Source organism: Sphingobium sp. WR1, assembly GCF_059693745.1.
Genome location: NZ_JCATID010000013.1, coordinates 90122 through 113312, shown reverse-complemented (window position 1 = coordinate 113312; position 23191 = coordinate 90122). Strand labels below are relative to the sequence as shown.

The 23191-nt window shown below is 65.2% G+C and carries 28 protein-coding genes; 14 read left to right on the top strand and 14 right to left on the bottom strand.

Translation table 11 applies throughout. The features are described from left to right. Window positions 1-21: 21 nt before the first annotated feature. Window positions 22-492, bottom strand: a complete 471-nt coding sequence (locus AC58EF_RS16165; RefSeq protein ID WP_497277394.1) for a DUF1465 family protein — start codon at window positions 490-492, stop codon at window positions 22-24. Between the two features lie 113 nt (window positions 493-605). Next, window positions 606-785: a YdcH family protein gene (locus tag AC58EF_RS16160; RefSeq protein WP_497277393.1), complete on the bottom strand. Its 180-nt coding sequence runs from the start codon at window positions 783-785 to the stop codon at window positions 606-608. 188 nt (window positions 786-973) lie between these two features. On the opposite strand from AC58EF_RS16160, the gene AC58EF_RS16155 reads away from it, so the two are divergent. Continuing rightward, a complete protein-coding gene (locus tag AC58EF_RS16155; RefSeq protein WP_228166595.1) occupies window positions 974-1132 on the top strand; it encodes a YdcH family protein in 159 nt (52 codons plus the stop codon). A gap of 165 nt (window positions 1133-1297) precedes the next feature. Here AC58EF_RS16155 and AC58EF_RS16150 read toward each other — a convergent pair whose 3' ends face one another. The 5 genes from AC58EF_RS16150 to AC58EF_RS16130 all read right to left on the bottom strand — a co-directional run bounded on the left by AC58EF_RS16150 (window position 1298) and on the right by AC58EF_RS16130 (window position 4053). Next, the gene (locus AC58EF_RS16150; protein ID WP_497277392.1) at window positions 1298-1663 is read right to left on the bottom strand and encodes a PilZ domain-containing protein; all 366 of its coding nucleotides are present in this window, start codon (window positions 1661-1663) and stop codon (window positions 1298-1300) included. Window positions 1664-1727: 64 nt separating this feature from the next. Then, window positions 1728-2192, bottom strand: a complete 465-nt coding sequence (dksA, locus tag AC58EF_RS16145) for an RNA polymerase-binding protein DksA (RefSeq protein WP_497277391.1) — start codon at window positions 2190-2192, stop codon at window positions 1728-1730. A gap of 558 nt (window positions 2193-2750) precedes the next feature. Continuing rightward, on the bottom strand, window positions 2751-3080 hold the full coding sequence (locus AC58EF_RS16140) for a hypothetical protein (protein ID WP_497277390.1): 330 nt from the start codon (window positions 3078-3080) through the stop codon (window positions 2751-2753). A gap of 156 nt (window positions 3081-3236) precedes the next feature. Beyond that, window positions 3237-3422 (bottom strand): hypothetical protein, encoded by a 186-nt coding sequence (locus AC58EF_RS16135; RefSeq protein ID WP_497277389.1) that lies wholly within the window; start codon window positions 3420-3422, stop codon window positions 3237-3239. Between the two features lie 190 nt (window positions 3423-3612). After that, window positions 3613-4053: a host attachment family protein gene (locus AC58EF_RS16130; RefSeq protein WP_497277388.1), complete on the bottom strand. Its 441-nt coding sequence runs from the start codon at window positions 4051-4053 to the stop codon at window positions 3613-3615. Between the two features lie 94 nt (window positions 4054-4147). Between AC58EF_RS16130 and serS the strand changes: the two genes are divergently transcribed. The 6 genes from serS (at window position 4148) to rimO (ending at window position 12905) form a co-directional block, all read left to right on the top strand. After that, entirely contained in the window at window positions 4148-5425 is a 1278-nt protein-coding gene (serS, locus tag AC58EF_RS16125) for a serine--tRNA ligase (protein ID WP_497277387.1), read from the top strand. Window positions 5426-5509: 84 nt separating this feature from the next. Further along, window positions 5510-6271, top strand: coding sequence for a 5'/3'-nucleotidase SurE (gene surE, locus AC58EF_RS16120; RefSeq protein WP_497277386.1), 762 nt, complete (start codon window positions 5510-5512; stop codon window positions 6269-6271). Between the two features lie 59 nt (window positions 6272-6330). Beyond that, window positions 6331-7383 carry a peptidoglycan DD-metalloendopeptidase family protein gene (locus AC58EF_RS16115; RefSeq protein ID WP_497277385.1) on the top strand — a complete coding sequence of 351 codons (1053 nt, stop codon included), beginning with the start codon at window positions 6331-6333 and terminating at the stop codon, window positions 7381-7383. Then, window positions 7380-8438, top strand: coding sequence for a potassium channel family protein (locus tag AC58EF_RS16110; protein ID WP_497277384.1), 1059 nt, complete (start codon window positions 7380-7382; stop codon window positions 8436-8438). The genes AC58EF_RS16115 and AC58EF_RS16110 overlap by 4 nt, the downstream gene beginning before the upstream one ends. Before the next feature lie 158 nt (window positions 8439-8596). Next, window positions 8597-11422 carry a TonB-dependent receptor domain-containing protein gene (locus AC58EF_RS16105; RefSeq protein WP_497277383.1) on the top strand — a complete coding sequence of 942 codons (2826 nt, stop codon included), beginning with the start codon at window positions 8597-8599 and terminating at the stop codon, window positions 11420-11422. Window positions 11423-11516: 94 nt separating this feature from the next. Continuing rightward, window positions 11517-12905, top strand: a complete 1389-nt coding sequence (gene rimO, locus AC58EF_RS16100) for a 30S ribosomal protein S12 methylthiotransferase RimO (RefSeq protein ID WP_497277429.1) — start codon at window positions 11517-11519, stop codon at window positions 12903-12905. 97 nt (window positions 12906-13002) lie between these two features. On the opposite strand, the gene AC58EF_RS16095 is transcribed toward rimO, so the two are convergent. Both AC58EF_RS16095 and AC58EF_RS16090 read right to left on the bottom strand, forming a co-directional pair. Further along, on the bottom strand, window positions 13003-13836 hold the full coding sequence (locus AC58EF_RS16095; RefSeq protein ID WP_497277382.1) for a DUF4163 domain-containing protein: 834 nt from the start codon (window positions 13834-13836) through the stop codon (window positions 13003-13005). Between the two features lie 13 nt (window positions 13837-13849). Beyond that, a complete protein-coding gene (locus AC58EF_RS16090; protein ID WP_497277381.1) occupies window positions 13850-14050 on the bottom strand; it encodes a hypothetical protein in 201 nt (66 codons plus the stop codon). Window positions 14051-14190: 140 nt separating this feature from the next. Between AC58EF_RS16090 and AC58EF_RS16085 the strand changes: the two genes are divergently transcribed. The 4 genes from AC58EF_RS16085 to argC all read left to right on the top strand — a co-directional run bounded on the left by AC58EF_RS16085 (window position 14191) and on the right by argC (window position 17867). Further along, window positions 14191-15588, top strand: coding sequence for a leucyl aminopeptidase family protein (locus AC58EF_RS16085; protein WP_497277380.1), 1398 nt, complete (start codon window positions 14191-14193; stop codon window positions 15586-15588). A 62-nt stretch (window positions 15589-15650) separates the two neighbouring features. After that, window positions 15651-16058 (top strand): MarR family transcriptional regulator, encoded by a 408-nt coding sequence (locus AC58EF_RS16080; RefSeq protein ID WP_497277379.1) that lies wholly within the window; start codon window positions 15651-15653, stop codon window positions 16056-16058. Further along, window positions 16018-16926, top strand: a complete 909-nt coding sequence (locus AC58EF_RS16075; protein ID WP_497277378.1) for a C40 family peptidase — start codon at window positions 16018-16020, stop codon at window positions 16924-16926. Before AC58EF_RS16080 ends, AC58EF_RS16075 begins: the two co-directional genes overlap by 41 nt. Continuing rightward, window positions 16923-17867 carry an N-acetyl-gamma-glutamyl-phosphate reductase gene (argC, locus tag AC58EF_RS16070; RefSeq protein WP_497277377.1) on the top strand — a complete coding sequence of 315 codons (945 nt, stop codon included), beginning with the start codon at window positions 16923-16925 and terminating at the stop codon, window positions 17865-17867. The genes AC58EF_RS16075 and argC overlap by 4 nt, the downstream gene beginning before the upstream one ends. A 3-nt stretch (window positions 17868-17870) precedes the next feature. Here the strand turns inward: argC and AC58EF_RS16065 are convergent, their stop codons facing one another. Next, on the bottom strand, window positions 17871-18074 hold the full coding sequence (locus tag AC58EF_RS16065; protein WP_497277376.1) for a hypothetical protein: 204 nt from the start codon (window positions 18072-18074) through the stop codon (window positions 17871-17873). Between the two features lie 231 nt (window positions 18075-18305). Between AC58EF_RS16065 and AC58EF_RS16060 the strand changes: the two genes are divergently transcribed. Continuing rightward, on the top strand, window positions 18306-18479 hold the full coding sequence (locus AC58EF_RS16060; protein WP_497277375.1) for a hypothetical protein: 174 nt from the start codon (window positions 18306-18308) through the stop codon (window positions 18477-18479). Window positions 18480-18539: 60 nt separating this feature from the next. Next, window positions 18540-19865, top strand: a complete 1326-nt coding sequence (locus AC58EF_RS16055) for a PQQ-dependent sugar dehydrogenase (protein WP_497277374.1) — start codon at window positions 18540-18542, stop codon at window positions 19863-19865. Between the two features lie 8 nt (window positions 19866-19873). Here AC58EF_RS16055 and AC58EF_RS16050 read toward each other — a convergent pair whose 3' ends face one another. Continuing rightward, a complete protein-coding gene (locus tag AC58EF_RS16050) occupies window positions 19874-20692 on the bottom strand; it encodes an ATP-binding protein (RefSeq protein WP_497277373.1) in 819 nt (272 codons plus the stop codon). A 119-nt stretch (window positions 20693-20811) separates the two neighbouring features. Between AC58EF_RS16050 and AC58EF_RS16045 the strand changes: the two genes are divergently transcribed. Further along, on the top strand, window positions 20812-21768 hold the full coding sequence (locus tag AC58EF_RS16045; protein ID WP_497277372.1) for an L-threonylcarbamoyladenylate synthase: 957 nt from the start codon (window positions 20812-20814) through the stop codon (window positions 21766-21768). Window positions 21769-21901: 133 nt separating this feature from the next. Here AC58EF_RS16045 and AC58EF_RS16040 read toward each other — a convergent pair whose 3' ends face one another. The 3 genes from AC58EF_RS16040 to fabZ form a co-directional block, all read right to left on the bottom strand. Then, window positions 21902-22168, bottom strand: coding sequence for a hypothetical protein (locus AC58EF_RS16040; RefSeq protein WP_497277371.1), 267 nt, complete (start codon window positions 22166-22168; stop codon window positions 21902-21904). Between the two features lie 194 nt (window positions 22169-22362). Next, window positions 22363-22587 (bottom strand): 50S ribosomal protein L31, encoded by a 225-nt coding sequence (rpmE, locus tag AC58EF_RS16035; protein ID WP_066861944.1) that lies wholly within the window; start codon window positions 22585-22587, stop codon window positions 22363-22365. A 122-nt stretch (window positions 22588-22709) separates the two neighbouring features. Next, window positions 22710-23186, bottom strand: coding sequence for a 3-hydroxyacyl-ACP dehydratase FabZ (gene fabZ / locus AC58EF_RS16030; RefSeq protein WP_497277370.1), 477 nt, complete (start codon window positions 23184-23186; stop codon window positions 22710-22712). Window positions 23187-23191: the final 5 nt, after the last annotated feature.

The following is a 23191-nucleotide window of genomic DNA, read 5'->3' as shown; positions in this document are numbered from 1 at the left end:
CCAGTCCAGAAGCGCCAGAGGTCAGAAAGCGGTATTGAGCCGATCCAGCAGCGCGCGCGCCGGGCCGGGATCGGACGGCGCCGACAACCGATCCAGCCGGTCCTGGAGACGCATGACCCGGTCGTAGAGATCCTGGCTTCCCTCGATCAGCGCCCGTGCGGCGAAGGGGAAGTCGGCCGCCTGCGCGGGGTCGCTCAGCGTCGCCCGCCCCAGCCGATATTTCTCGTCTGCCAGATCGGTGTCGCTGATCTCGCCCCGCTGCCAGGCGCGCTGGCTCAGCAGCCAGGCGATGATGTGCATCAGCCGGGTCGTGACCTTGAGCGATTCGCAGGCGAAGGCAACGCGACGCAGCGGGTCCTGGATATGCTGATCGGCCAGGGCGCCGCCGTCGAAATAGGAACGCGCCTCGTCCGCCATCACCATCGCCTCCAGATAGAGGCTGTCGACCAGGCGTCGATGGAGGCTGGGATCGAGATAGGCTGCGTTCTTCATGACCAATGACTGACATAGTGCAATAAATTTGTCAGGTCCGTTAACGGCCCTTTGCGCCCGACTGTCCCATTCGGGGCCGGTCGCCCCGCATCGCCCGGATCAGGCCCCGGCCATCAGGCGATGATGTCCGGCACAAGCTGGTCCTCCAGCAGCGTAATCTCGTCACGCAGGCGCAGTTTGCGCTTCTTGAGGCGTGCGATCTGCATCTGGTCGCCGCCGCCCGCATCCACCAGCGCGCCGATCGCGCTGTCGAGATCGCGATGCTCGATCCGCAGCAGTTCCAGGCGCCGCATGATGTCTTCCCGGCTCACGTCCCGCTCGCATCCCGATTGCCACCCGAACGCAAACAGATAACGCCAGAGCGCCCTACGGGCCACCGCAAAATTTCGCGCAGCCCGTCGCAAAGCCCGAATCACCTCAAGACAACCACCCGAAATGATGATCTACTTCGTCATCCATCACCCCTCGTAAGGAGATTGTCATGGAAAACAGCCATATTTCCGCTCTTTCAGCCAAGCACGCCGGCCTTGAAGCACGAATCAAGGCGGAGTCGAGTCGGCCCATGCCCGACGCGATCCTGGTGGCCTCGCTCAAGAAGCAGAAATTGCGGCTGAAGGAGGAGATGGCGGCACAGCACTGAGCGGCTGAAGCCAATCCGGGAAGAGGTCGGAATCCGGCGGCGCAGACCGCCGATCCGACCCGCCCCCCCCCCGATATGGATGGATAACAAGGCCGTATAGGCCGCAAACCCCGGAACCACAGGTTCGCGGGGCTTTTCATTGCATGTTGCCGCTTGAAGAAAAACTCAGCGCGACCTTCTGGGGGGCTGATGCATACGCAGATAATCGGGCGTCTGCTGCCCCCCGCCCACCGGCTTGCGCGCAAGTTGCGGATCGATCGGTTCGTCGAAGGCCACCCCGATCTTGTCGTCGCGCGACCAGGCGACGCTGCCGCTGACCTGGCCCACGCCGCGCAATTCCAGCGCAATCCGGGTTCCTGCAGGCACGGCCCGCTCGCAATCCGCCATCAGCCCGGTGGCGGAGAGGTTGCGAATCCGGGCCTTGCCCAGTTCCTCGCCATCGACCGTGCTGAGGCTGGTCAGCAGGAACAGGCTGTCGCGCGGCGCGGCGCGCGCCGGCCCGCGATCGGAAATGCCCTGTTCGTCTTTCATGCCAAACCCGCGAATAGCTGCCGTTCAATCGCCGACACGCTATTCGCGGTAGATGGAAGAAAGGTTAATCGTCGCGAGAGACTTTTTCCTGCCGCTCGTGCCGTTCCTGCGCCTCGACCGTCATCGTCGCGATCGGACGCGCTTCCAGCCGGCCGAGCGAGATGGGTTCGCCGGTCACTTCGCAATAGCCATATTCGCCATCGTCGATACGGCGCAGGGCGGCGTCGATCTTGGAAATCAGCTTGCGCTGGCGATCGCGGGTGCGCAGTTCGATCGACCAGTCGGTCTCGCTCGAGGCGCGATCATTGAGATCCGGCTCGCGCAGCGGCTCTTTTTGCAGAACGGCCAGCGTGCCTTCCGCTTCGGCCAGTATCTGCTTTTTCCAGTCCCAGAGGCGCTGCCGGAAATATTCCAGCTGAAGCGGATTCATGAACTCTTCGTCAGGCGAAGGCCGATAGTCAGGGGGAAGCGTTACCGTCGATTTTGGCGGCTTCTCGCCGTCTTTATCGGAATTTAGGACCGATGCCATCTGGCTCTCCGACTCGTTGGCCCCGGCGCTTGCAGTTCCGGGGCGCCCATGACTTTTCATTGAGCGCGCCTCATAGCCATGGGCGCGGGGCGACACAAGCGGGCATTCAAGGGCTTGTGTCCCCATTTGGAGGATTTTGCAGCTCTTTCGAGCAAGCCCCGTCTTCGTTCGTGGACCGCCGCGCCACAGGCGAACTATTCAGACCCAGCGCCATGCCCGTTTCAATGTGGGACGTTAACCATATTTTTTCAGGAGGACGCAGGATTTCCCTCGACTTGACCCCTCGATTCAGAGTTAACGATCTTGCGGTTAACCATTTCTTTTGCGTTCATGCGCATAGGAAGTTTTGGTTCGTCCATCGCCAGTATCGGATTGCGCGGGGACGAGGGGCAACAAGATAAGAGTGGATCCTATGTCGGTACGGATGGCATTGGCTAAATTATGCGCCTGCACGTGCGGCGGAGCGATCATCGGCGGGGGCGCCGTGCATGTCGCCGAGAGCGCGCGCCCGGCGGTGGTCCACAGCAGCAAAAGCGTGAAAGCCGCGCCCAAGAAACGCTATGCCGTGCGCACCGTGCAACGCAAGGTGGTGAAGACCGTCACCGCCTGCGCGCCGCAGACCGTGACTATGACCAGCCAGGCGGCGCCGATTCCCCTGCCCGCCCCCATGCCCGCGCCGGAAATGCCGATGATGTCAGGTGGCGGCGGCGCGGTGCCGGTGGTGATCGGCGGTGGCGGCGGCTTTGGCGGCGGCGGCTTCTTCGGCGGATTTTTCGGCGGTGGCGGCAGCGGCGGCGGCGGATCGGTAGTGATCTCCTCCACCAGCAGCTCGACCGGCGGCATCAGCAGTTCGACCAGTTCGACTACCGGCGGCGTGTCTACGTCCACGGGCGGGGTGTCCACATCGTCGGGCAACGTCTCGACGTCGAGCGGTAATGTCTCGACCTCGTCGGGCGTCAGCAGCAGTTCCTCCTCGTCCAGTTCCAGTTCGTCATCCTCCTCGTCGTCCAGCTCGTCGTCGAGCAGTTCGAGCGGCGGCGACGATCATTCCAGCTCGAACGGCGGCAGCACCGGTTCGTCGTCGAGCAGCTCCAGTTCCTCGTCGAGCGGCTCCTCCTCTTCCGGCGGGTCGTCGAGCTTCGGCAGCACCGGCAGTTCGTCATCCTCCTCGTCGAGCAGCAGCTCCTCATCCAGCTCGTCGAGCAGTTCGAGCGGCGGGTCGAGCAGCACGGGCGGCACCGACGTCCCGGCGCCGCCGATGGTGCTGCTCTTCGGCGCGGCCGCCGTGGCGCTGGTCGCCCGCCGCCGCTTCGCCGAGCGGAAGACGAAGGCTGCGGCCTGATAAGATTTTACGGTTCCCCTCTGTGCGGGGGCACAAGAAGGGCGGTTCCGGGGGGAGCCGCCCTTTAACTTTCCCCGATCAGACCGCCGCGATCAGCTTCTCGATCTCCCGCACCGGATGGTTGGTCAGATCCTTGGCAATCTCGCCCACCAGCCGATCCTGCACTTCCTTGTGCAGGCGCTTGCGCATCTCCCCCAGCGCAGCGGGGGGCGCGATGATGACCAGCTTCTCATAATCCTGCGCGAAGGCCCGCCGCTTGAGCAGGTCAGCGGCCTCGGCCGCGAAACGCTGTTCCTCCAGCGCGTGGAAATCGACCTGCTCCATGGCGCTGCGATGACTGCCCACCGAATTGAAGGCGCGGCCCGGCGCATCGGAAGCCTGGTCCCGGTCGGCAGGATTGTCCTGAACCCTCACCTCCTCCGCTTCCAGCTGGGGAGAGCCGCGGTCGCCCTTGTTGCGGAAGAAGAGGAGCTTGCGCCCGTCCGCCACCAGCACCATCGCGTCATGATCGATCCGCATCGCCTGTCTCCTTTGCTTTTTGCGTGACGTTGGATCAACGGACAGGGGCGCACAGGGTTGCGCGGCTCGTCGCGGAGCGGCATAGGGCTGGCCCATGCACGACATCCGCTTCATCCGCGAAAATCCCGCCGCTTTCGACGCCGCCCTCGCCCGCCGCGGCCTGTCGCCACTTGCCGCCGGGATATTGGCGATCGATGAGAAGAGCCGCGCCATCAAGACCGCGTTGCAGCAGGGCCAGGCCCGCCGCAACGAAGCGAGCAAGCTGATCGGCCAGGCCATGGCGGCCAAGGACATGGGACAAGCCGAAGCGCTGAAGGCCGAGGTCGCTACGCTCAAGGACCGGATGCCCGCTCTCGAAGCGGAGGACCGCGACACCGGCGAAGCGTTGACCGCGATGCTGGCGGCCATCCCCAACCTGCCCGCCGATGACGTACCGCAGGGTGATGACGAGGCGGACAATGTCGAGCTGAGCCGTTGGGGCACGCCGCGCGCCTTCGATTTCGCGCCGCAGGACCATGCCGATTTCGGTCCGGCGCTGGGTCTGGATTTCGAGGGCGGCGCGCGGCTGTCCGGCGCGCGCTTCACCGCGCTACGGGGCCAGATGGCGCGGCTGCACCGGGCGCTCGCCCAATATATGCTCGACACCCAGACCGCGACCAACGGCTATGAGGAAACCAATCCGCCGCTGCTGGTCCGCGACGAGGCTTTGTTCGGCACGGGGCAGTTGCCCAAATTCGCGGAGGATCTGTTCAGGACGACCGACGGCCGCTGGCTGATCCCCACCGCCGAAGTGTCGCTCACCAATCTGGTGGCCGAACAGATCGTGCCGGCCGACAGCCTGCCGCTGCGCCTCACCGCCCTTACTCCCTGCTTTCGATCCGAAGCCGGCTCGGCCGGTCGCGACACGCGCGGCTTCATCCGCCAGCATCAGTTCGAGAAGGTCGAACTGGTCGCCATCTGCGCGCCCGAAGAGTCGGCGGCGGAACATGAGCGCATGTGCGCGGCGGCGGAGGGCATCCTCCAGGCGCTGAACCTGCCCTATCGCAAGGTGCTGCTCTGCACCGGCGACATGGGTTTCGGCGCGCGCAAGACCTATGACCTCGAAGTCTGGCTGCCCAGCCAGAACACCTATCGCGAGATCAGTTCCGTCTCCAACTGCGGCGATTTCCAGGCGCGGCGCATGAACGCCCGCACCAGGCCCGAAGGGTCGAAGCAGACCGTCTTCCTGCATACACTGAACGGGTCGGGTCTGGCCGTGGGCCGCACCCTGGTCGCGGTGCTGGAAAATTATCAGCAGGCCGATGGCAGCGTCATCATACCGGACGTGCTGGCGCCCTATATGGGTGGCGTGACGAAACTCGAACCGAAGTAAATCCTCCGTTCGGTTCGAGCTCGTCGAGAACTATGCGCTCTCTTCTCGACAAGCTCGAACCGAACGGACTTGGGGAGATAGTTCATGCGCATCCTGCTCACCAACGACGATGGCGTCCACGCGCCCGGCCTTCAGGTGCTGGAGCAGATCGCCCGGCGCTTTTCCGACGATATCTGGATCGTCGCGCCGAGCGAGGAGCAGTCGGGCGCGGGCCATAGCCTCACCCTCACCCGGCCCCTGCGCGTCCGCCGGCATGGCGATCGGCATTACAGCGTCACCGGCACCCCGACCGACGCGGTGATGATGGCGGTCGGCCATCTGATGAAGGATGCGAAGCCCGACCTCATCCTGTCGGGGGTCAATCGCGGCGCGAACCTGGCCGAGGATGTCACCTATTCCGGCACCGTCTCCGCCGCGATGGAAGGCGCCATTTCGGGCGTCAAGTCGATCGCGCTGAGTCAGGTCTATGCCCGCGAAGGCATGGGCGACGCCGTCCCCTTCGCCGCCGCGTCGGCCTGGGGCGAGAAGGTGTTGCGCCCGCTGATCGCCATGCCGGCCAGCCCGCGCCTGTTGTTCAACGTCAATTTCCCGGCGATCGCTCCCGAGGCGGTTAAGGGCATTCGTGTCGTGCGGCAGGGCTTCCATGATGTCGACCGCACCCACATCGTGGAGGGCACCGATCCGCGCGGCTATCGCTATTACTGGTTTGGCCTGGGCACCAGCCAGTCGGTGCCGGAGGGGACCGATCTTGCCGCGATCGCGGAGGGCTATGTGACGGTGACGCCGCTCCATTACGACCTGACGCAGGACAGCGCGATGGCGGCGACGGCGGCCTTGTTCGACTGAGGCTCCCCCCATCGCTAAAAAGCTGGCAAGTCCGGCGCGATAGGATAAACGGGGGGGCGATGCAGCGCCTGCCCCTGACCCTCGCCATCCCGACCGTTTCGCTGGCGCTGACTGCCTGCATTCCCGCCGAAGCCGAACGTCCAGTCGCGACCAGCCAGCCCACGCCGCCGCCGCAAATGGGCGCCGATGCGTCAAGCGTGAAACTGGCCGAGCCGGAACCCGTCTGGACCGCGCAGCAGGTCGTGGCCAATGCCCGGACCGTGAGCGCCTCGACCTATGTGGTCCAGCCCGGCGACACGCTGCGCGGTGTCGGCAACCGCACCGGCGCGGGATCGGAAGCGATCGCCCGCACCAACGGCATCGCCCCGCCCTATCTGTTGCGCGCCGGCCAGCGCCTGTCCATCCCCGGCGGCCGCTATCATCCGGTGGCGGAGGGCGAGACGGGCATCGCCATCGCGGCCGCCTATGGCGTGCCCTGGCGGCAGATCGTCGAGGTGAACGGGCTGACGGAACCCTATGTGCTGCGGCGCGGCCAGCGGTTGTTGCTGCCCGGCGGCACGCCCGCCGGCCCGCCCAGCATCGAACAGCGCGCCGCCGCCTTCCGCATCGACATCGACGATGTGCTGACCGGCGGCCAGCCCGCCGCGAAGGACAATACGCCGGCAGCCGCCGCCTCCCCCCGGCCCGACCCGCTGCCCGCCAATAAGCCGATCGCCCAGCCCGCCGCCTTTGGCGGCAGCTTCGCATGGCCGGTCAGAGGCACGATCCTCGCCCGCTTCGGCCCCGGTGAGAGCGGCGCGAAGAATGAAGGCATCGACATCGCCGCGCCCATCGGCACGCCGATCCGCGCTGCGGCCGACGGCATCGTGGCCTATGCCGGCGACAGGATCGCTGTGTTCGGCGGCCTTGTCCTGCTCAATCACGGCAGCAGTTGGGTGAGCGCCTATGGTCATGCCAGCCGGATCGACGTGGTGCGCGGGCAGAAGGTGAGACAAGGCCAGGTGATCGGCCTGACCGGCGACACCGGCTATGCCAGCCGGCCCAAGCTGCATTTCGAACTGCGCAAGGATCGCGTGCCCGTGAACCCGATCGGACAATTGCCCCCGCCATGAGGATCGACCGCATCACCCCTTCCTCCCCCACGGCGGGTTTCCTGCGGCGGCGATCGTCCATGCCGATGTGGCTGGACCTGACCTGGCGCGTCATTCTGGTCTTCGGCCTGATTGCGATCGTCCTGCTGCTGCACTGGTTCGGGCGCGACGGCCTCAAGGATAATTATGACGACCAGATCAGCTTCATCGACGTCCTCTATTTTACGACGGTGACGGTCACGACGGTCGGCTATGGCGACATCGTGCCGGTCACGCCCGAGGCACGGCTGTTCGAATCCATCTTCGTGACGCCGATCCGCCTGTTCGTCTGGCTGATCTTCCTCGGCACGGCCTATAATCTCTTTTTCCGCAACATCATCTACAGGTGGCGCATGGCACGTATCCAGGCCGATCTGCACAATCACATCATCGTCACCGGCTTTGGCACCAGCGGGCAGGAAGCGGTGAATGAACTGCTCGCGCGCGGCGCCGACCCGCGCGAGATCGTCGTCATCGACGGCAGCGAAAAGGCGCTGGCGCTGGCCGAGGCGCAGGGCTGCAACATCCTGTGCGGCGATTCCACCCGCGACAGGACGCTGAAGGACGTCGCCGTCCACCGTGCGCGCAGCATGATCGTGTCGGCGGGGCGCGACGACACCTCGATCCTCATCACGTTGACCGCCCGCCATCTCGCCCCGCGCCTGCCGATCAGCATCGTGGTGCGCAACGAGGATAATGAACTGCCCGCGCGGCAGGCAGGCGCGACAACCGTCATCAATCCGGTCAGCTTCGCCGGACTGTTGCTGGCGGGCAGCACCAGCGGCAAGCATATCGCCGATTATATGGCGGATCTCGCCGCATCGGGTGGCCGGGTGAAGCTCAATGAACGCCCGGTGCTGCCGGAAGAGATCGGCCGGCCGCTTTCGGCGATCGGGACGGGCCTTGGCGTGCGCATCTATCGCGAGGACAGGCCGATCGGCTTCTGGGAAGAAGGCGCGCGGCAGCTCCAGACCGGCGACCTCATCATCGAGATCATGGAAGAAAAGGTCCGGCCCGCGCGCCCCGCCGACGAATAGTTGCGGAGCGCGGACGAACCGAGCATCCTTGTTGCGATCAGGCAACATATTGAAAAATTCGGGCTACATTCGCCGCCGCCCCGATTGCTATACTGTTGTAAAACGCAAACACTCCACCCCAGGCCCGTGTCAGACGGGCGAAATCAAAGGGGTGTAACATGCGCTTGAAAACTGTCCTGCAATGCGGTGCCATGCTTTCCGTCGTCGCCTGGTCCGTTCCCGCCTTCGCCCAATCCACCGAACCGCAGGCCGATGATGGCGCCGCTATCATCGTCACTGGCTCCCGCATCCGCCAGAACCCGCTCGATCAGGACAAGCCGATCGTCACGGTCGATCAGCAGGCGATCGCCCGCACCGGCCTGACCTCCATCGCTGACGTGCTGCAACGCATCCCGAGCGCCGCGGGCGGCCTCAATAGCAAAGTCAACAACGCCGGCAATATCGGCGGTCCGCCCGACGGCACCGGCGTCAGTTCCGGTTCGGCCGAAGTCGACCTGCGCTATCTGGGCGCCAAGCGGACGCTGATCCTGGTCGACGGGATGCGCTATGTGAACGGATCGGCGGCAGGCGGCATTCCCGCCTCGGTCGACCTCAATTCCATCCCGCAAAGCATGATCGAACGTGTCGAAGTGCTGCAATCGGGCGCATCCCCGCTCTACGGGTCGGACGCAGTGGCCGGCGTGGTCAACATCATCACCAAACAGTCGCAAAAGGGCCTCGATTTCTCCGCCCAGTTCGGCACCTATGAACAGGGCGACGGCGAAACCTACGACATCAACGCCAGCTACGGCATCCAGTCGGAGCGCGTCTCGATCGTCTTCGGCGGCAATTATGTGAAGCAACAGGCGGTCAGCACCGCCGACCGATCCATCTCGCAATTCCCCAATCCGGGCCAGACCAGTTGCGCCGATCCGATCGGCGGCTGTTCCGGCGCGACGCCCAACGGCCGCTTCCTGATCGGCGATCAGGATCTGACGCTGGTCGCGCCGGTGACGGGCCGGCCGGTCTATCCCGCCGATTTCAAGGATTTCACGGCGGCCGACCGCTATAATTTCGCGCCGAACAATTATCTGCTGACGCCGTCCGAACGCTATGGCGCGTTCCTGAACGCCAAGTTCGAATTTTCCGACAATGTCAGCCTGCGCACGCGCCTAGTCTATCAGCATCGCAATTCGACCACGCGCGCCGCGCCGCTGCCGCTGTTCGTCGGACCGGATGCCGGCAACGGCAATCTGCTCGACACGATCAGCATCGATGCGACCAATCCCTATAATCCGTTCGGCTTCACCCTTTCCTCGGGCGCGGACGGGACGCCGGCCACCTATTCGATGATCGCCCGGCGCTTCGTCGAGGGCGGCCAGCGTGTCTTCAGCCAGGATGTCGATACCTTCACCATGCAGTCCACGCTCGAAGGCTCCTTCGATGTCGGCGACCGCAAATTTTATTGGGACATCAATGGCATCTACGGCTCCAACAATGCGCATCAGCTTTTCACCGGCAACCTGAACGCCGCGAAGCTGGCGCAGGCGCTGGGTCCGCTCGCCGGCTGCACAGGCGATTGCGTGCCGTTCAACATCTTCGGCGGCGCGGGATCGATCACCCAGGCGATGCTGGATTATGTGACCTTCGACGAACGGTCGCGCAGCGAGCAGGAATTGTGGGACGTGACCGCCAACCTGTCGGGCGAATTGTTCGACCTGCCCGGTGGCGCGGTCGGCTTCGCCATCGGCTACGAGCATCGCGACCAGCAGGCTTCCTATGTGCCCGATCCGGTCATCGCCGCGGGGCTGGGCGCCGACGTGCCGACAAGTCCTGCGGCGGGCGGGTTCAACGTCGACGAATTCTACGGCGAACTGCGCATCCCGATCCTGGCCGACATGCCCTTCTTCCGAAAGCTGGAACTGAGCGGCGCGGCCCGCCGCTCCAACTATTCCAGCTTCGGCAGCAACACGACCTATACCGTGTCGGGGCTGTGGAAGCCGGTCAGCGACCTGCTGCTGCGCGGCGGCTATGCCGAAAGCCTGCGCGCGCCCAGCATCGGCGAGTTGTATGCCGGCCGATCGCGATCCGACCAGACGATCAACGATCCCTGCACCAGCGCGGCGGGCGGCGCCTGGGCCAACCCGACCGTGCAAGCCAACTGCATCGCCAACGGCGTGCCGGCCGACGGCAGCTATGACGAACCGACCGGCGGCCAGCTCGGCGTCTTTTCGCGCGGGTCGACGGCACTAAGGCCGGAAACCGCCAAGACCTGGACGGCGGGCATGGTCTACAGCCCGGCCTGGGCGCGGGACAGCTTCGCCAGCGCGCTCAGCCTTGAGGTCAACTATTATAATATCCGCCTCAAGAACGCGATCGACTCGGTGCCCGCGACGCTGACGCTGCGCCGTTGCGCCTTCGACGGCGATCCGGTGAGTTGCGCCGCCATCTCGCGCACGCCCAATGGCCTTGTCGCGGGGATCGACGCGACGTTGCAGAACCTCAACGCCATCAACACCGACGGCATTGACGGTTCGTTCATCTACCGATCCAGACCGATCGGCAACGGCACGATCGGTCTGACCATCAACGCGGCCTATCTGCTGAAATATGACATCAAGGCGCCGGCGGAGCTGAACGCGCCGACCATCAAATGCGCCGGCAAGGAACGCTGCGCCGCCACCGACCAGGCCTATCCGCGCTTCAAGTCGACCACGACGCTCGACTATGCCTCTGACGCCTGGGGCATTTCCTTCACCGGCCGCTATATCAGCAAGGTCACGGAAAGCGACGGCAACGTGATGGGCTCGACCTTCTATGGCGACATGCAGGCCTATTTCTCGCCCGCCTGGCTCGACCGTCGCACCCGGCTGACGATCGGCGTCAACAATATCTTTGACAAGGACCCGCCGGCCTGCTTCACCTGCGACAGTGCCAATTTCGACCCGACCACCTATGACGTGCCGGGCCAGTTCGGCTATATCCGCCTGTCCTACAAGATGTGACGGATCAAGGACTTGGATGAAGGAAGGGCGCGCCCGCAACGGCGCGTCCTTCGTCTTTTTCGGCTTCCTCGTGACATTTGGCGCAAAAATCCCTATGTGCGCGCCGATCATGGCAACCAAAATCCCAGACGCGCCGAAAGTCGGCATGGTTTCGCTCGGCTGTCCCAAGAACCTGGTCGACTCCGAACGTATCCTGACCAAGCTGCGCTCCGACGGCTATCAGATGTCCGCCGACTATGCCGGCGCCGACGTCGTGCTGGTCAACACCTGCGGCTTTCTCGACTCCGCCAAGGAAGAATCGTTGGAGGCGATCGGCGAAGCGATCGCGGAAAATGGCCGCGTCATCGTTACCGGCTGCATGGGCGACGAGGCGGATGTGATCCGCGCGAAATTCCCGCAGGTGCTGGCCGTCACCGGCGCGCATCAATATGAGCAGGTGGTCAATGCCGTCCACGACGCATCGCCACCCGTGCCCAACGCTTTCGTCGACCTGGTGCCCGAAGGCGGCCTCAAGCTGACGCCGCGCCACTATAGCTATCTGAAGATCAGCGAAGGCTGCAACCATCGCTGTTCCTTTTGCATCATTCCGTCGATCCGTGGCGATCTGGCCTCGCGCCGGATCGACGCGGTGCTGCGCGAAGCGGAAAAGCTGGTCCATGCCGGGACGAAGGAACTGCTGGTCATCAGCCAGGACACATCGGCCTATGGCGTCGACACGCGCCATGAGACGCGCCAGTGGAAGGGCCGGGAGGTGCGTGCCCACATGACCGATCTCGCCCGCGAACTGGGGCAGTTGCGCACCGCCGAAGGCCGCGCGCCCTGGGTCCGGCTGCACTATGTCTATCCCTACCCCCATGTCGATCAGGTCATCCCCCTGATGGCCGACGGGCTGCTGACCCCCTATCTCGACATCCCGTTCCAACATGCCGCGCCGAGCGTGCTCAAGGCCATGAAGCGCCCCGCCAATGAGGCGAAGGTGCTGGACCGCATCCGCAAGTGGCGCGACATCTGCCCGGATATCGCGATCCGCTCCAGCTTCGTCGTCGGTTTCCCCGGCGAGACGGAGGCGGACTTCCAATATCTGCTCGACTGGCTGGACGAGGCGCAGCTCGACCGCGTCGGCGCCTTCCGCTTCGAGCCGGTCGAGGGCGCGGCCGCCAATGACCTGCCCGGGGTGGTGCCCGAAGAGGTCAAGGAAGAACGCTACCAGCGCATCATGGAAAAGACCGCCGCGATCAGCGCCGCCAAGTTGCAGGCGAAAGTCGGCCGCGTCCTGCCCGTCATCCTCGACGAGATCGGCGAGCCGGACGAGGAGGATGGCAGCATCGGCGCCACCGCGCGATCCCAGGCCGACGCGCCCGAGATCGACGGCAATGTCTTCCTGCGCGACGTCGGCGAAGGGCGGAAGGCCGGCGATATGTTCGACGTCCTGATCGAGGATGCCGACGAGCATGACCTTTACGGGGTGCCGGTTCAGTCCTGATATATACGACTTATCCCATCGTGCTCGGTCTTCGACCGATCACAAGCGGTTTCGCTCAAGCGCCGCGCGGGCTTGACCAAGGTTTGATGAGTCAATCTCATCGAACGAACCCGTCCTGATATTCGGTCTTGATCGCATTGCGCATCGCGGCGTCGACCGGCAGCACCACCTCATAGCTCCCCTCCGCATAGGGACCGGCGCTATAGGGACCGATCACCACGGTCATGCTGTCGACCAGCTTGCCGTCCCTGGACGTCGGGACCAGCACCTGCTCCATCGGGTCGATGCATTTGGTGAAGTCATCATCGCCGCGCACCACCGGCTCGCCGCGCTTTTCCGCCCGCTCCTTGTCCAGTTCGGCGCAGAAACGGTCGTGGATCGCCGCGGCGAAGGCCGCCGGCGTGGTCATCAGCGCCTTGACGCTGGTTTCCCGTTTCCGCGCCTTGTCCCACAGCAGCACGTCATAGCCGGTCATGCCATGCGCGCCGCCGGTATAGACATAGGTTTGTGATCGGAGCGACAGGAAGCGCGGCGTATCGGCCGCCACGCTCCATCGTGTTTCCAGGCTGTGCGGGCGGAAGGGAAAGCCCGATTTCTTCATAGAGGCGCTGTCTTCCTGCGCCATCCTGGTCGCATCAGTCCTGGACGAAGCGGCTTCCTTGCCGAATTTTTCGGCCAGGAAGGGGATCGCCGCCGCCTGCGCGGGATAGGCATAGGAAAATTCGAGGAAGTCGGTCTTTTCCTTCTCCTCGAACGGTTTGCCGGCAGGGGCCGGCGGCGGGGCGCCCGCCATCCGGTCGGCAAAGCGGGACGCCGCCGCATTGACGGCGGCGTTGCCAATCGGCGTTTCCTTGTCCTGCGACGGCGAACAGGCGGCGAGCGCCCCTATCGCCGCCAGCGCCGCAGCCGGGATCAGCCCCCCGTTCCGCATCAATACAGCCGGATCAATGCGCCTGCGCCGCGCGACAGCGTTCGCCGATCGCCTTGCGCGCATAGTCGCTGTCGAGCGCACGGCCCGCATTGGACCAGCCCTCGGAAATCAGCGCCTGCTGCACCGAATGAAGATTGTCGTAGCGGCCGCTGTCGGCCAGCGCATAGGCCCGCGCCCGCGCAGCCTGAAGGCTGCGGTCATCACCATGAATCATGTCCTGCTCCTTTCTCTGTTCTTCGAAGAAATCTAGGCTTGTCCACGCGCGAGCGCAAAGGAAGATCGGGTCGGTCGTGCGCCGGGGGCGGTGAAATTTTTGGCTTTCCATGGCCGATCGCTTTCCCTTACATCCGCGCAATGACCGATTTTTCCGACCTGCTCAAAGCGGACAACCAGCAGCCCGCCCATTCGATCCATCTGATTGAAATAAAAGAGTTTGATGCGTGGCTTTCGACCCAGCCGGACCGGGTCCGCGCACTGGTCGCGGCGCAGCGGTTCAAGGGCAAGGCTGGCGACCAGGCGATCCTGCCGGGCAAGAGCGCGGGCGACTGGTCGGTGGTGGCCGGAGTCGCGAGCAAGGCGGCGCTCGGCCCCTGGTGTCTCGCGCGGCTGGCCGAAACCCTGCCCGAAGGCACGTATCGATTGAGCGAGGGCCTGCCGGGCGCCGCCGCCTTGGGCTGGCTGACGGCGCAATATCGCTTCGACCGCTATCGCGGCGATGACGGGGCCACCGGCGCCCGCGTGCTGCTGACCGGCGGCGTGGCGCAGATCGATCCGACCGTGCAACTGGCCAGAGCCGTGGCGCTGGTGCGCGACCTCGTCAACACGCCCGCCGCCGACATGGGGCCGCCCGATCTGGAAGCGGCGGTGGAGAAGGTCGCCAAACCCTTCGGCGCGACCGTCACCACGACGCGCGGCGACGCGCTGGAACAGGGTTATCCGATGATCCACGCCGTCGGCAAGGCGGCGGACAAGAGCTTCGCGCCGCGCCTGATCGAACTGAACTGGGGCGCTCCCGCCCACCCGCGCATCGCGCTGGTCGGCAAGGGCATCTGCTTCGACAGCGGTGGCCTCGACATCAAGCCGTCGTCGGGCATGAGGCTGATGAAGAAGGATATGGGCGGCGCGGCCCATGCGCTGGGCCTTGCGCGGCTGGTCATGGCGGCGCGGCTGCCGGTGCGGCTGCACCTGCTGATCGCGGCCGCCGAAAATGCGATCGCGGGCAACGCCTTTCGCCCCGGCGACATATTGCGCACGCGCAAGGGGCTGACGGTGGAAATCGGCAATACCGACGCGGAAGGGCGGCTGGTGCTGGGCGACGCGCTGACCCGCGCGGGCGAGGAGAAGCCCGAACTCATCATCGACTTCGCCACCCTGACCGGCGCGGCGCGCGTGGCGGTCGGCCCGGACCTGCCCGCCCTCTTCACCAACGACGAAGGGCTGGCGGCGGAGATGGCCGCGACCGGCGCAGACATCGACGATCCGACCTGGCGACTGCCGCTCTGGGACGGCTATGCCGACATGCTGAAGTCGGACATCGCCGACATCAACAATGCGGGCGAAGGCGGCTTTGCCGGCGCGATCGTCGCCGCCCTGTTCCTGAAGCGCTTCGTGCCCGAAGGCACGCCCTGGCTGCATCTCGACACCTTCGCCTGGCGGCCATCGGGCAAGCCGGGCCGTCCCAAGGGCGGCGAAGCGCTGGGTATGCGCGCGGTCTTCCGCCTGCTCCAACAGCGCTACGGCAAGGACGGTTAAACGACTGCAACAAAGCGGCCATCCGTTACGCAACCGGATTGGCCATCGCGCGTTAAGGCGACATGAACGCGCAGATCGCAACAGAATCCTTTGCCGAAAGCGACCGACCGGGCTTGCAACAGCTACGTCAGTGGATGCGCACGCTGGTCGACTATGTCCGTTCCGGCAAACCCGACCTCACCAACCGTCAGATGGCCCTGATGATGACGGTCTATATCAGCAACGGCCCGCATACGGTGCGCGGTCTGGCGGAGGCGCTGCACGTCTCCAAGCCGGTCATCACCCGCGCGCTCAACAAGCTTTCGGCGCTGGGCTATCTCCGTCGGGAGCGCGATGTGGCCGATCGTCGCAATATTTTCATCACCCGGACCCCGAAGGGGGCGGAATTCCTTGACGCCTTTCACCATTTCATCGCAGGAACCGCGCGCGATGAAAGGCATGAACATCATCACGCGGGACGGACCGCCTGAAAGAACCCGGTTCAAGCTGGACGGCCGCTCGGCCGCGCTTGACCGCCGTATCCACGCGGCCCGCGGCGACCTTGCCGACCTTGCGCTCGCCGGCACGCTTTTTTCCGCCCATTATGCCCGCGCCGTCCCGCTGACCTGCGTCGCGCCCGGCGCGCCGATCCTGTCCGCCGCCGCGCCTGCATCGGAAGCCGTCAGCGAATTGCTGCGCGGCGAAACCTTCCACGCGCTCGACGTGACGACCGACTGGGCCTGGGGCTTTTGCGGCCATGACGGCTATGTCGGTTATATCCGGCGCGACGCGCTGGACGCGGAGGAGCAACCGACCCACCGCGTCGTCACCGGCGCCGCGCCCCTGTTCAGCGCGCCCGACATCAAGTCGCCGATCGCCGACTATTGGCCGCGCGGAGCCCGCTTCTGCGGCGAGCAGCAGGGCGATTTCATCACCTGCGCCGAAGGCTTCGTCCACGTCCGCCACGCCACCCCGATCGGCGCGCGCGCGCAGGACTGGGTCGCCGTCGCCGAATCCTATCTGGGTCAGCCCTATGTCTGGGGCGGGCGCGGCCATCGCGGTATCGACTGTTCGGGCCTGGTGCAGGTGGCGCTGGGCGCGGCCGGCATCGCCGTCCCGCGCGACACCGACCTGCAATGCGAGGGCATCGGCGCTCCGATCGACAGCAAGGCGGGCCTGAAGCGCGGCGACATCCTCTTCTTCCCCGGCCATGTCGGCATCATGGTCGACGGCAGGACGCTGCTGCACGCCAATGCGCATTGGATGGCGGTCGTGAGCGAGCCGCTCGCCGATGTTGTCGCGCGCCTTGCCGATGCCCATATCGAACCCATCGTCGCGCGGCGGAGGATCGGCGCATGAGCACGAAGATTTTCATCGACGGCGGTCATGGCACCACCGGCATAGAGATTGGCGACCGGCTGGCCGGCCGTCCCGAACTGGCGCTGATCGCCGTGCCGGAGGAGAAGCGCCGGGATGCCGGCGCGCGCCGCGACGCGCTGAACGCCGCCGACATCGTCATCCTCTGCCTGCCCGACGACGCCGCGCGCGAAGCCGTGGCGCTGATCGACAATGATCATACCCGCGTCATCGACGCCTCCACCGCCCATCGCGTCGCGGATGGCTGGACCTATGGCTTTCCCGAACTGGAACCGGGTCATCGCGAGGTTCTGGCGAACAGCCGCTTCGTCGCCAATCCGGGTTGCTGGCCGACCGGCTTTCTGGCGCTCGTCCGCCCGCTGGTGCTGGCCGGGCTGCTGCCCGCCGACTGGCCGGTGACGGTATCGGGCGCGTCGGGCTATTCGGGCGGCGGCAAGGCGATGATCGCCGAATATGAAGGCGAAGCCGGCGCACCGACCGCCTTCCGCCCCTATGGCCTCAGCCTCGCGCACAAGCATGTGCCGGAAATGACCCGCTATTCGGGCCTCGCCCATCCGCCGCTGTTCGCGCCGGCGGTGGCGGACGCCTATCGCGGCATGATCGTCGAGGTGCCGCTGCAACTGCGCGCCATGCCGGGCGCGCCGTCGGTTGCCGACATCCACGCCGCGCTGGCCGCCGCCTATGCCGGATCGCCGATCGTCAGCGTCGCCGCGCTGGAGGACAGCGCCGCGATGGGACAGGTGCAACTGGAGCATGTCGGCGCGACCGACCGGCTCGCCCTGTTCGTCTTCGGCAATCAGGAGAGCGGTCAGGCCCGCCTGGTCGCCGCGCTCGATAATCTGGGCAAGGGCGCGGCCGGCGCCGCCGTCCAGAATCTCAACATCCTGGCCGGCCTGCCGGAAACTGCGGGACTGCGCCTCTAAGGCTCAGTGAATCGTTCCCAGCGGCTGGTCGTAGGCAAGCAGCACGATCAGCCGTTCAATCTGTCGCCAGTGGCAGAAATGGACATGATTGCCCAGGTCCAGGCTGCGATCGGCGCGCGCCGCCGCCTCATAGCCTGCATGGTCGCCGAACAGGCTGATCAATTCGGCCGCATCCTCATAGCTCTTGCGGTTCGCAAGATATGGCATCTGCATCATAACCCCCGACTTATTTTTTGGCGACCTGTTCGGACGAAGTATGCGCTTCAATCCGCGTGCCAGTTTCCGCCTTTGGCTTTCCAGGCCGGGGATCAAGGTGAATGTCTGGTTAGGCAAATTCCATTTCAGGACAGATGCGTTGATATCGGACATTCCGTCCTGAAATGAGGCATTTGCCAAAGCCACTGGCCTTGCGGTCCCGGCCATGGCAAGGACTGGCGCATGAGCAAGGGCAAGCATAATCCCACCGGTGCGGGCGCGATCATCGCGTTGCTGATTCTGGCCGGCGCGATCGGCGGCGGCATGATGGGGCAGCCCAGCATCGGCCTGCTCGCCGGCCTTGCGCTCGGCATAGTGATCGCGCTGCTCCTCTATCTGCGCGAACGCGGCAAATAAGCGGCCGACATCGCGCCATCCGCCTTGCCCGCCGCTGCGCCGCCGCATAGATGTGGGCGCATGAACAAGCACGTCATCGTCCTGCCGATCGTCGCCCTGGCCTTGGCCGGCGGCGCCTTCCTCTATCTGGCGCAGGGCGACACCGCCCGGCTCCCCGTGGGCGCGGACACAGGCCGCGAGCCGGTCTTCACCAGCCCCCGCAGTGAGATGCTGCCCACGATCAATATCGCCGAGGTGAAGCCGTGGAAGGGCGACGCCCGGCCCGTGGCGGCCAAGGGTCTTGACGTGGCGCGCTTCGCCGATGGACTGGCGCATCCCCGTTCGCTGCTCCGCCTGCCCAATGGCGACATCCTCGTCGCCGAAACCAATAGCCCGCCGCGTGCCAAGGACAGCATCGTCCAGCGCGTGATGAACTATCTGATGAACAAGGCGGGCGCCGGCGTGCCCTCGGCCAACCGCATCACCCTGCTGCGCGACGCGGATGGCGACGGTCATGCCGAAACCAAGACGGCTTTCCTGACCGGCCTCAACTCACCCTATGGCATGGCGCTGATCGATGGCACGCTCTACGTCGCCAATACCGACGCGCTGATGGCCTTCCCCTACAAGGAAGGCGACACCAGGATCAGCGCCAAGGGGCGCAAGATCATCGACCTGCCCGCGCAGGCGCCCAACCAGCACTGGACCAAGAGCCTGGTCGCCGCGCCCAATGGCCTGCTCTATGTCGGCGTCGGGTCCAACAGCAATATCGGCGACAATGGGCTGGAGGTCGAAAAGGGCCGCGCCCTGGTATTGGAGGTAAATCCGAAGACCGGATATAAGCGCATCTTCGCATCGGGCCTGCGCAATCCGGTGGGCCTCGCCTTCGAACCCAAAAGCGGCGCATTGTGGGGCGTGGTCAACGAACGCGACATGCTCGGCGGCGACTTGGTCCCCGACTATCTGACCCGCATCGAATTCGGCGCTTTCTACGGCTGGCCGTGGAACTATTGGGGCGGCTATGAGGATCGCCGGGTTCAGCCGCAGCGGCCGGAAATCCGCGAATATACCAAGCGTCCCGACTATGCGCTGGGCAACCATGTCGCGCCGCTCGGCCTGACCTTCGCCGACAAGGTGCAACTGGGGGCGCCCTATACCAACGGTGCCTTCATCGGCCTGCACGGCAGCTGGAACCGCAAGCCGGCCGCCGGCTACAAGGTCGTTTATGTCGGCTTCGTTGACGGGGAAGCCGGTAAGGCGAAGCCGGTCGACGTGCTGACCGGCTTCCTCGACAAAAATGGCGCAGCCCAGGGTCGCCCGGTCGACGTGACCGCGGACGCCAAGGGCGCCCTGCTCGTCAGCGACGATGTCGGCGGCGTGGTGTGGCGGGTGACGAAGGCGAAATAATCGCCAACTCAGACCGTCATCCCGTTCCGCCCGGCCAGTTCGACCACATATTGCCAGGCGACGCGGCCCGATCGGCTACCGCGCTGGGTCGCCCACTGGATGGCTTCAAGCGGATCGAAGCGCAGGCCCAGCTTGCCTGCGTAACCGCCGACGATCGCGACATAGGCGTCCTGGTCGATCGCATGGAAACCCAAGCTCAGGCCGAAACGGTCGGACAGCGCCATCTTGTCGTCGATCACGTCGCGCGGATTGACGGGGTCGTCCTGCTCCGACAGATGGCGCGGCACGATATGGCGGCGATTCGACGTCACATAGAGGCGGACATTGGCCGGCCGCGCCGCCGTGCCGCCCTGTAACAACGACCGCAGCGCGCGCGCATCGCCCACGCCATTTTCGTCGAAACCCAGATCGTCGAGGAACAGTATGAACGGCCGAGTCGTGTGGCGCAGCAACGAGAACAGCGCCGGCAGGCTCGCCAGTTCATCGATCGCACATTGCAGCAGGGCGACATCCTGTCCTTCCGCCTGCAATTTATCGACGACGGCGGCGACCACCGCCGACTTGCCCGTCCCGCGCGCGCCCCACAGCAGCACGTCATGCGCGGCATGGCCGGCGGCATGGCGGCGGGTATTTTCCAGCAGCGCCCCCTTCTGCGCATCGATCCCGCTCAACAGGTCGAACGCCACCGGCGCGAAGGCCTCCACCGCGTGGATCGCATGGCCATCCCACACATAGGCCGGCGCGGCGGCCAGATCGGCGGACGGAGGCGGTGGCGGCGCAAGCCGTTCCAGCGCCTCGGCGATACGGGTCAGAAGTGCGTCGGTCATGGCGCGGGCTTACTCAGCGATCCACGCAGCGGCAAGGCTGACTCCTTCATTTCATTATGTCATTCTCCTGTCGCAATGGCCTTTTACTCGGCATAGCCGGGGACTATATCGCAGGGGCCGTGATCATCGCCAATCCAGCCTATTCCACCCGATCCTGCCGTTATGGCGCGGAAGCTCTGCGCGAAGCGGCCTTGCTCATCCGAGCCGGCGAGCCTGTCGCCGTCCCAACCGAAACGGTCTACGGCCTTGCCGCCGACGCGACCGACAGCCATGCGGTGGCCGCGATCTACACCGCCAAGGGGCGGCCCAGCTTCAATCCGCTGATCGTCCATATCGCCGACCTGGCCATGGCGCGCGGGTTGGCGGACTTTTCCCTCGTGGCGGAGAGGCTGGCCGAGCATTTCTGGCCCGGCCCGCTGACCCTCGTTCTGCCCGTGCGCGCCGACAGCGGCCTGTCGCCACTGGTGACGGCCGGCCTGCCCACGGTCGCGCTGCGCCTGTCCGCCCATCCGGCGATGCGGTCGCTGATCCGGGAAAGCGGCCGTCCCCTCGCCGCCCCGTCCGCCAATCGCAGCGGGTCGATCAGCCCGACCCGCGCGGAGCATGTGTTCGCCAGCCTGAACGGCAAGGTGCGGATGATATTGGACGAAGGGCCGACCAGCGAGGGCCTGGAATCCACCATCGCCGCGCCGGAAACCGACCGCATCCGCCTGCTCCGTCCCGGCCCGGTGACGGCCGCGATGCTGGAGGAGGCGACCGGCCTGCCCGTGCGAATCGGCAAGAGCGACGTGAAGGTCGAGGCGCCCGGCCAGCTCGAAAGCCATTATGCGCCATCCAAGCCGGTGCGGCTCGATGCGCTGCGGGCCGAAGCGGACGAATATCTGATCGGCTTCGGCCTGATGCCCTGTCACATCAACCTCAGCGCCGAGGCGGATCTGCGCGAAGCGGGTGCGAACCTGTTCGCCGCCCTGCATATCGCCGATGCCAGCGCGGCGGCGCGGATCGCGGTGGCGCCGATTCCGGCGGATGGCATCGGCGCTGCGATCAACGACAGGTTGAAGCGCGCGGCCGCCTGAATTTCGCGCGGCGGCCGTTGCTCGCCATGGCCTATGCCGAGCGGCCGCCCCCAATCTCAAAGGGGCGCGAAACCAACGGTAGATGTCAAATACTTCGTTCGCTTCGAGCGCGTCGAGAAGCGATCAGGACAGCCTATCGATCGCAATTATCATAGCCCGCCTCACGGCACTGCTTGCGCCGTTCCTTTTCCGCCTGCTTTGCGGCCTTGCCGTCGCGCGCTTCCTGTTTGCGCATCTTGCGGCCGTAATTTCGATCCGCCTCTTCCTGGCTTGTGGTCGACCAGTCCACCACCTGCGACCCGGCGCGCACCGGCGCGGTCACGACGCTGGCGACGGTCCGCACGCAGCCCGGCAGCGTCAGCAGGATCAGCGGCGTGGCCAATAACAACGACTTCTTCATCTTCGTCCCCCGGCTTGTTGGCCCCGATTTGTTGATCCATGCCTCTGTAGCATGATGCACATGAACCGTTGACTAAGAACGTCGCAAAAGAGGCCGGGCCGTCAGCATTGTGATTAACGCGCCCCGGACCGCCGGCCGGCAAACAAAAAGGGCGCCCTGCGGCGCCCTTTCCATTCCTACCCCGCAGGATGCGATCACTTCTTCAGCGTCAGGCCGCCAAAACGCTTGTTGAAGCGCGCCACCTGGCCGCCGGTGTCCAGCTGACGGTTGCCGCCGGTCCAGGCCGGGTGCGACTTGGGATCGATGTCGAGCGCCAGCGTGTCGCCTTCCTTGCCCCAGGTCGAGCGGGTCTGGAAGGTGGTGCCGTCGGTCATCTGGACGGTGATCAGATGGTAATCGGGATGAGTATTGGCCTTCATGGCGACATGCTCCTTATGTGGCCGGTTTCCGACCGGCCGGATGCGTAAAAATGCGAAGGCGCGCCGTTAGCGTTTTCGGCGCGCCAAAGCAAGAATTATCCCATAATTAAGTCTGGCTTCGATCAATCCTTAGGCGGATCGGAAATCATCGCGACGAAATTGGCTTCCGATACCAGCTTGCCCTCGATCAGCGCCTTGCCGGCGAACTTGCAGATCGCGCCGCGATTCTGGGTCACTTCGACATGCAGGTCGAGCAGACAGCCCGGCTCAACGGGCGAACGGAATTTCGCGCCGTCGATGCTCATGAAATAGACGAGCTTGCCGGTGTCGGCCAGGTTCATCGATTCCACGGCCAGCACGCCCGCCGCCTGCGCCATCGCCTCGACGATCAGCACGCCGGGCATGATCGGCCTTGTGGGGAAATGGCCCTGGAAAAAGGGCTCGTTCACCGATACCGCCTTGATCGCATGGATCGACTGGCCGGGCGCCAGCGCGACCACGCGGTCGATCAGCAGCATCGGGTAACGGTGCGGCAGCGCGGCCATGACCCGACGGATATCCATCGGGCCACGCGCGGTCGATTCAACCTCTCCGGTCATTTATA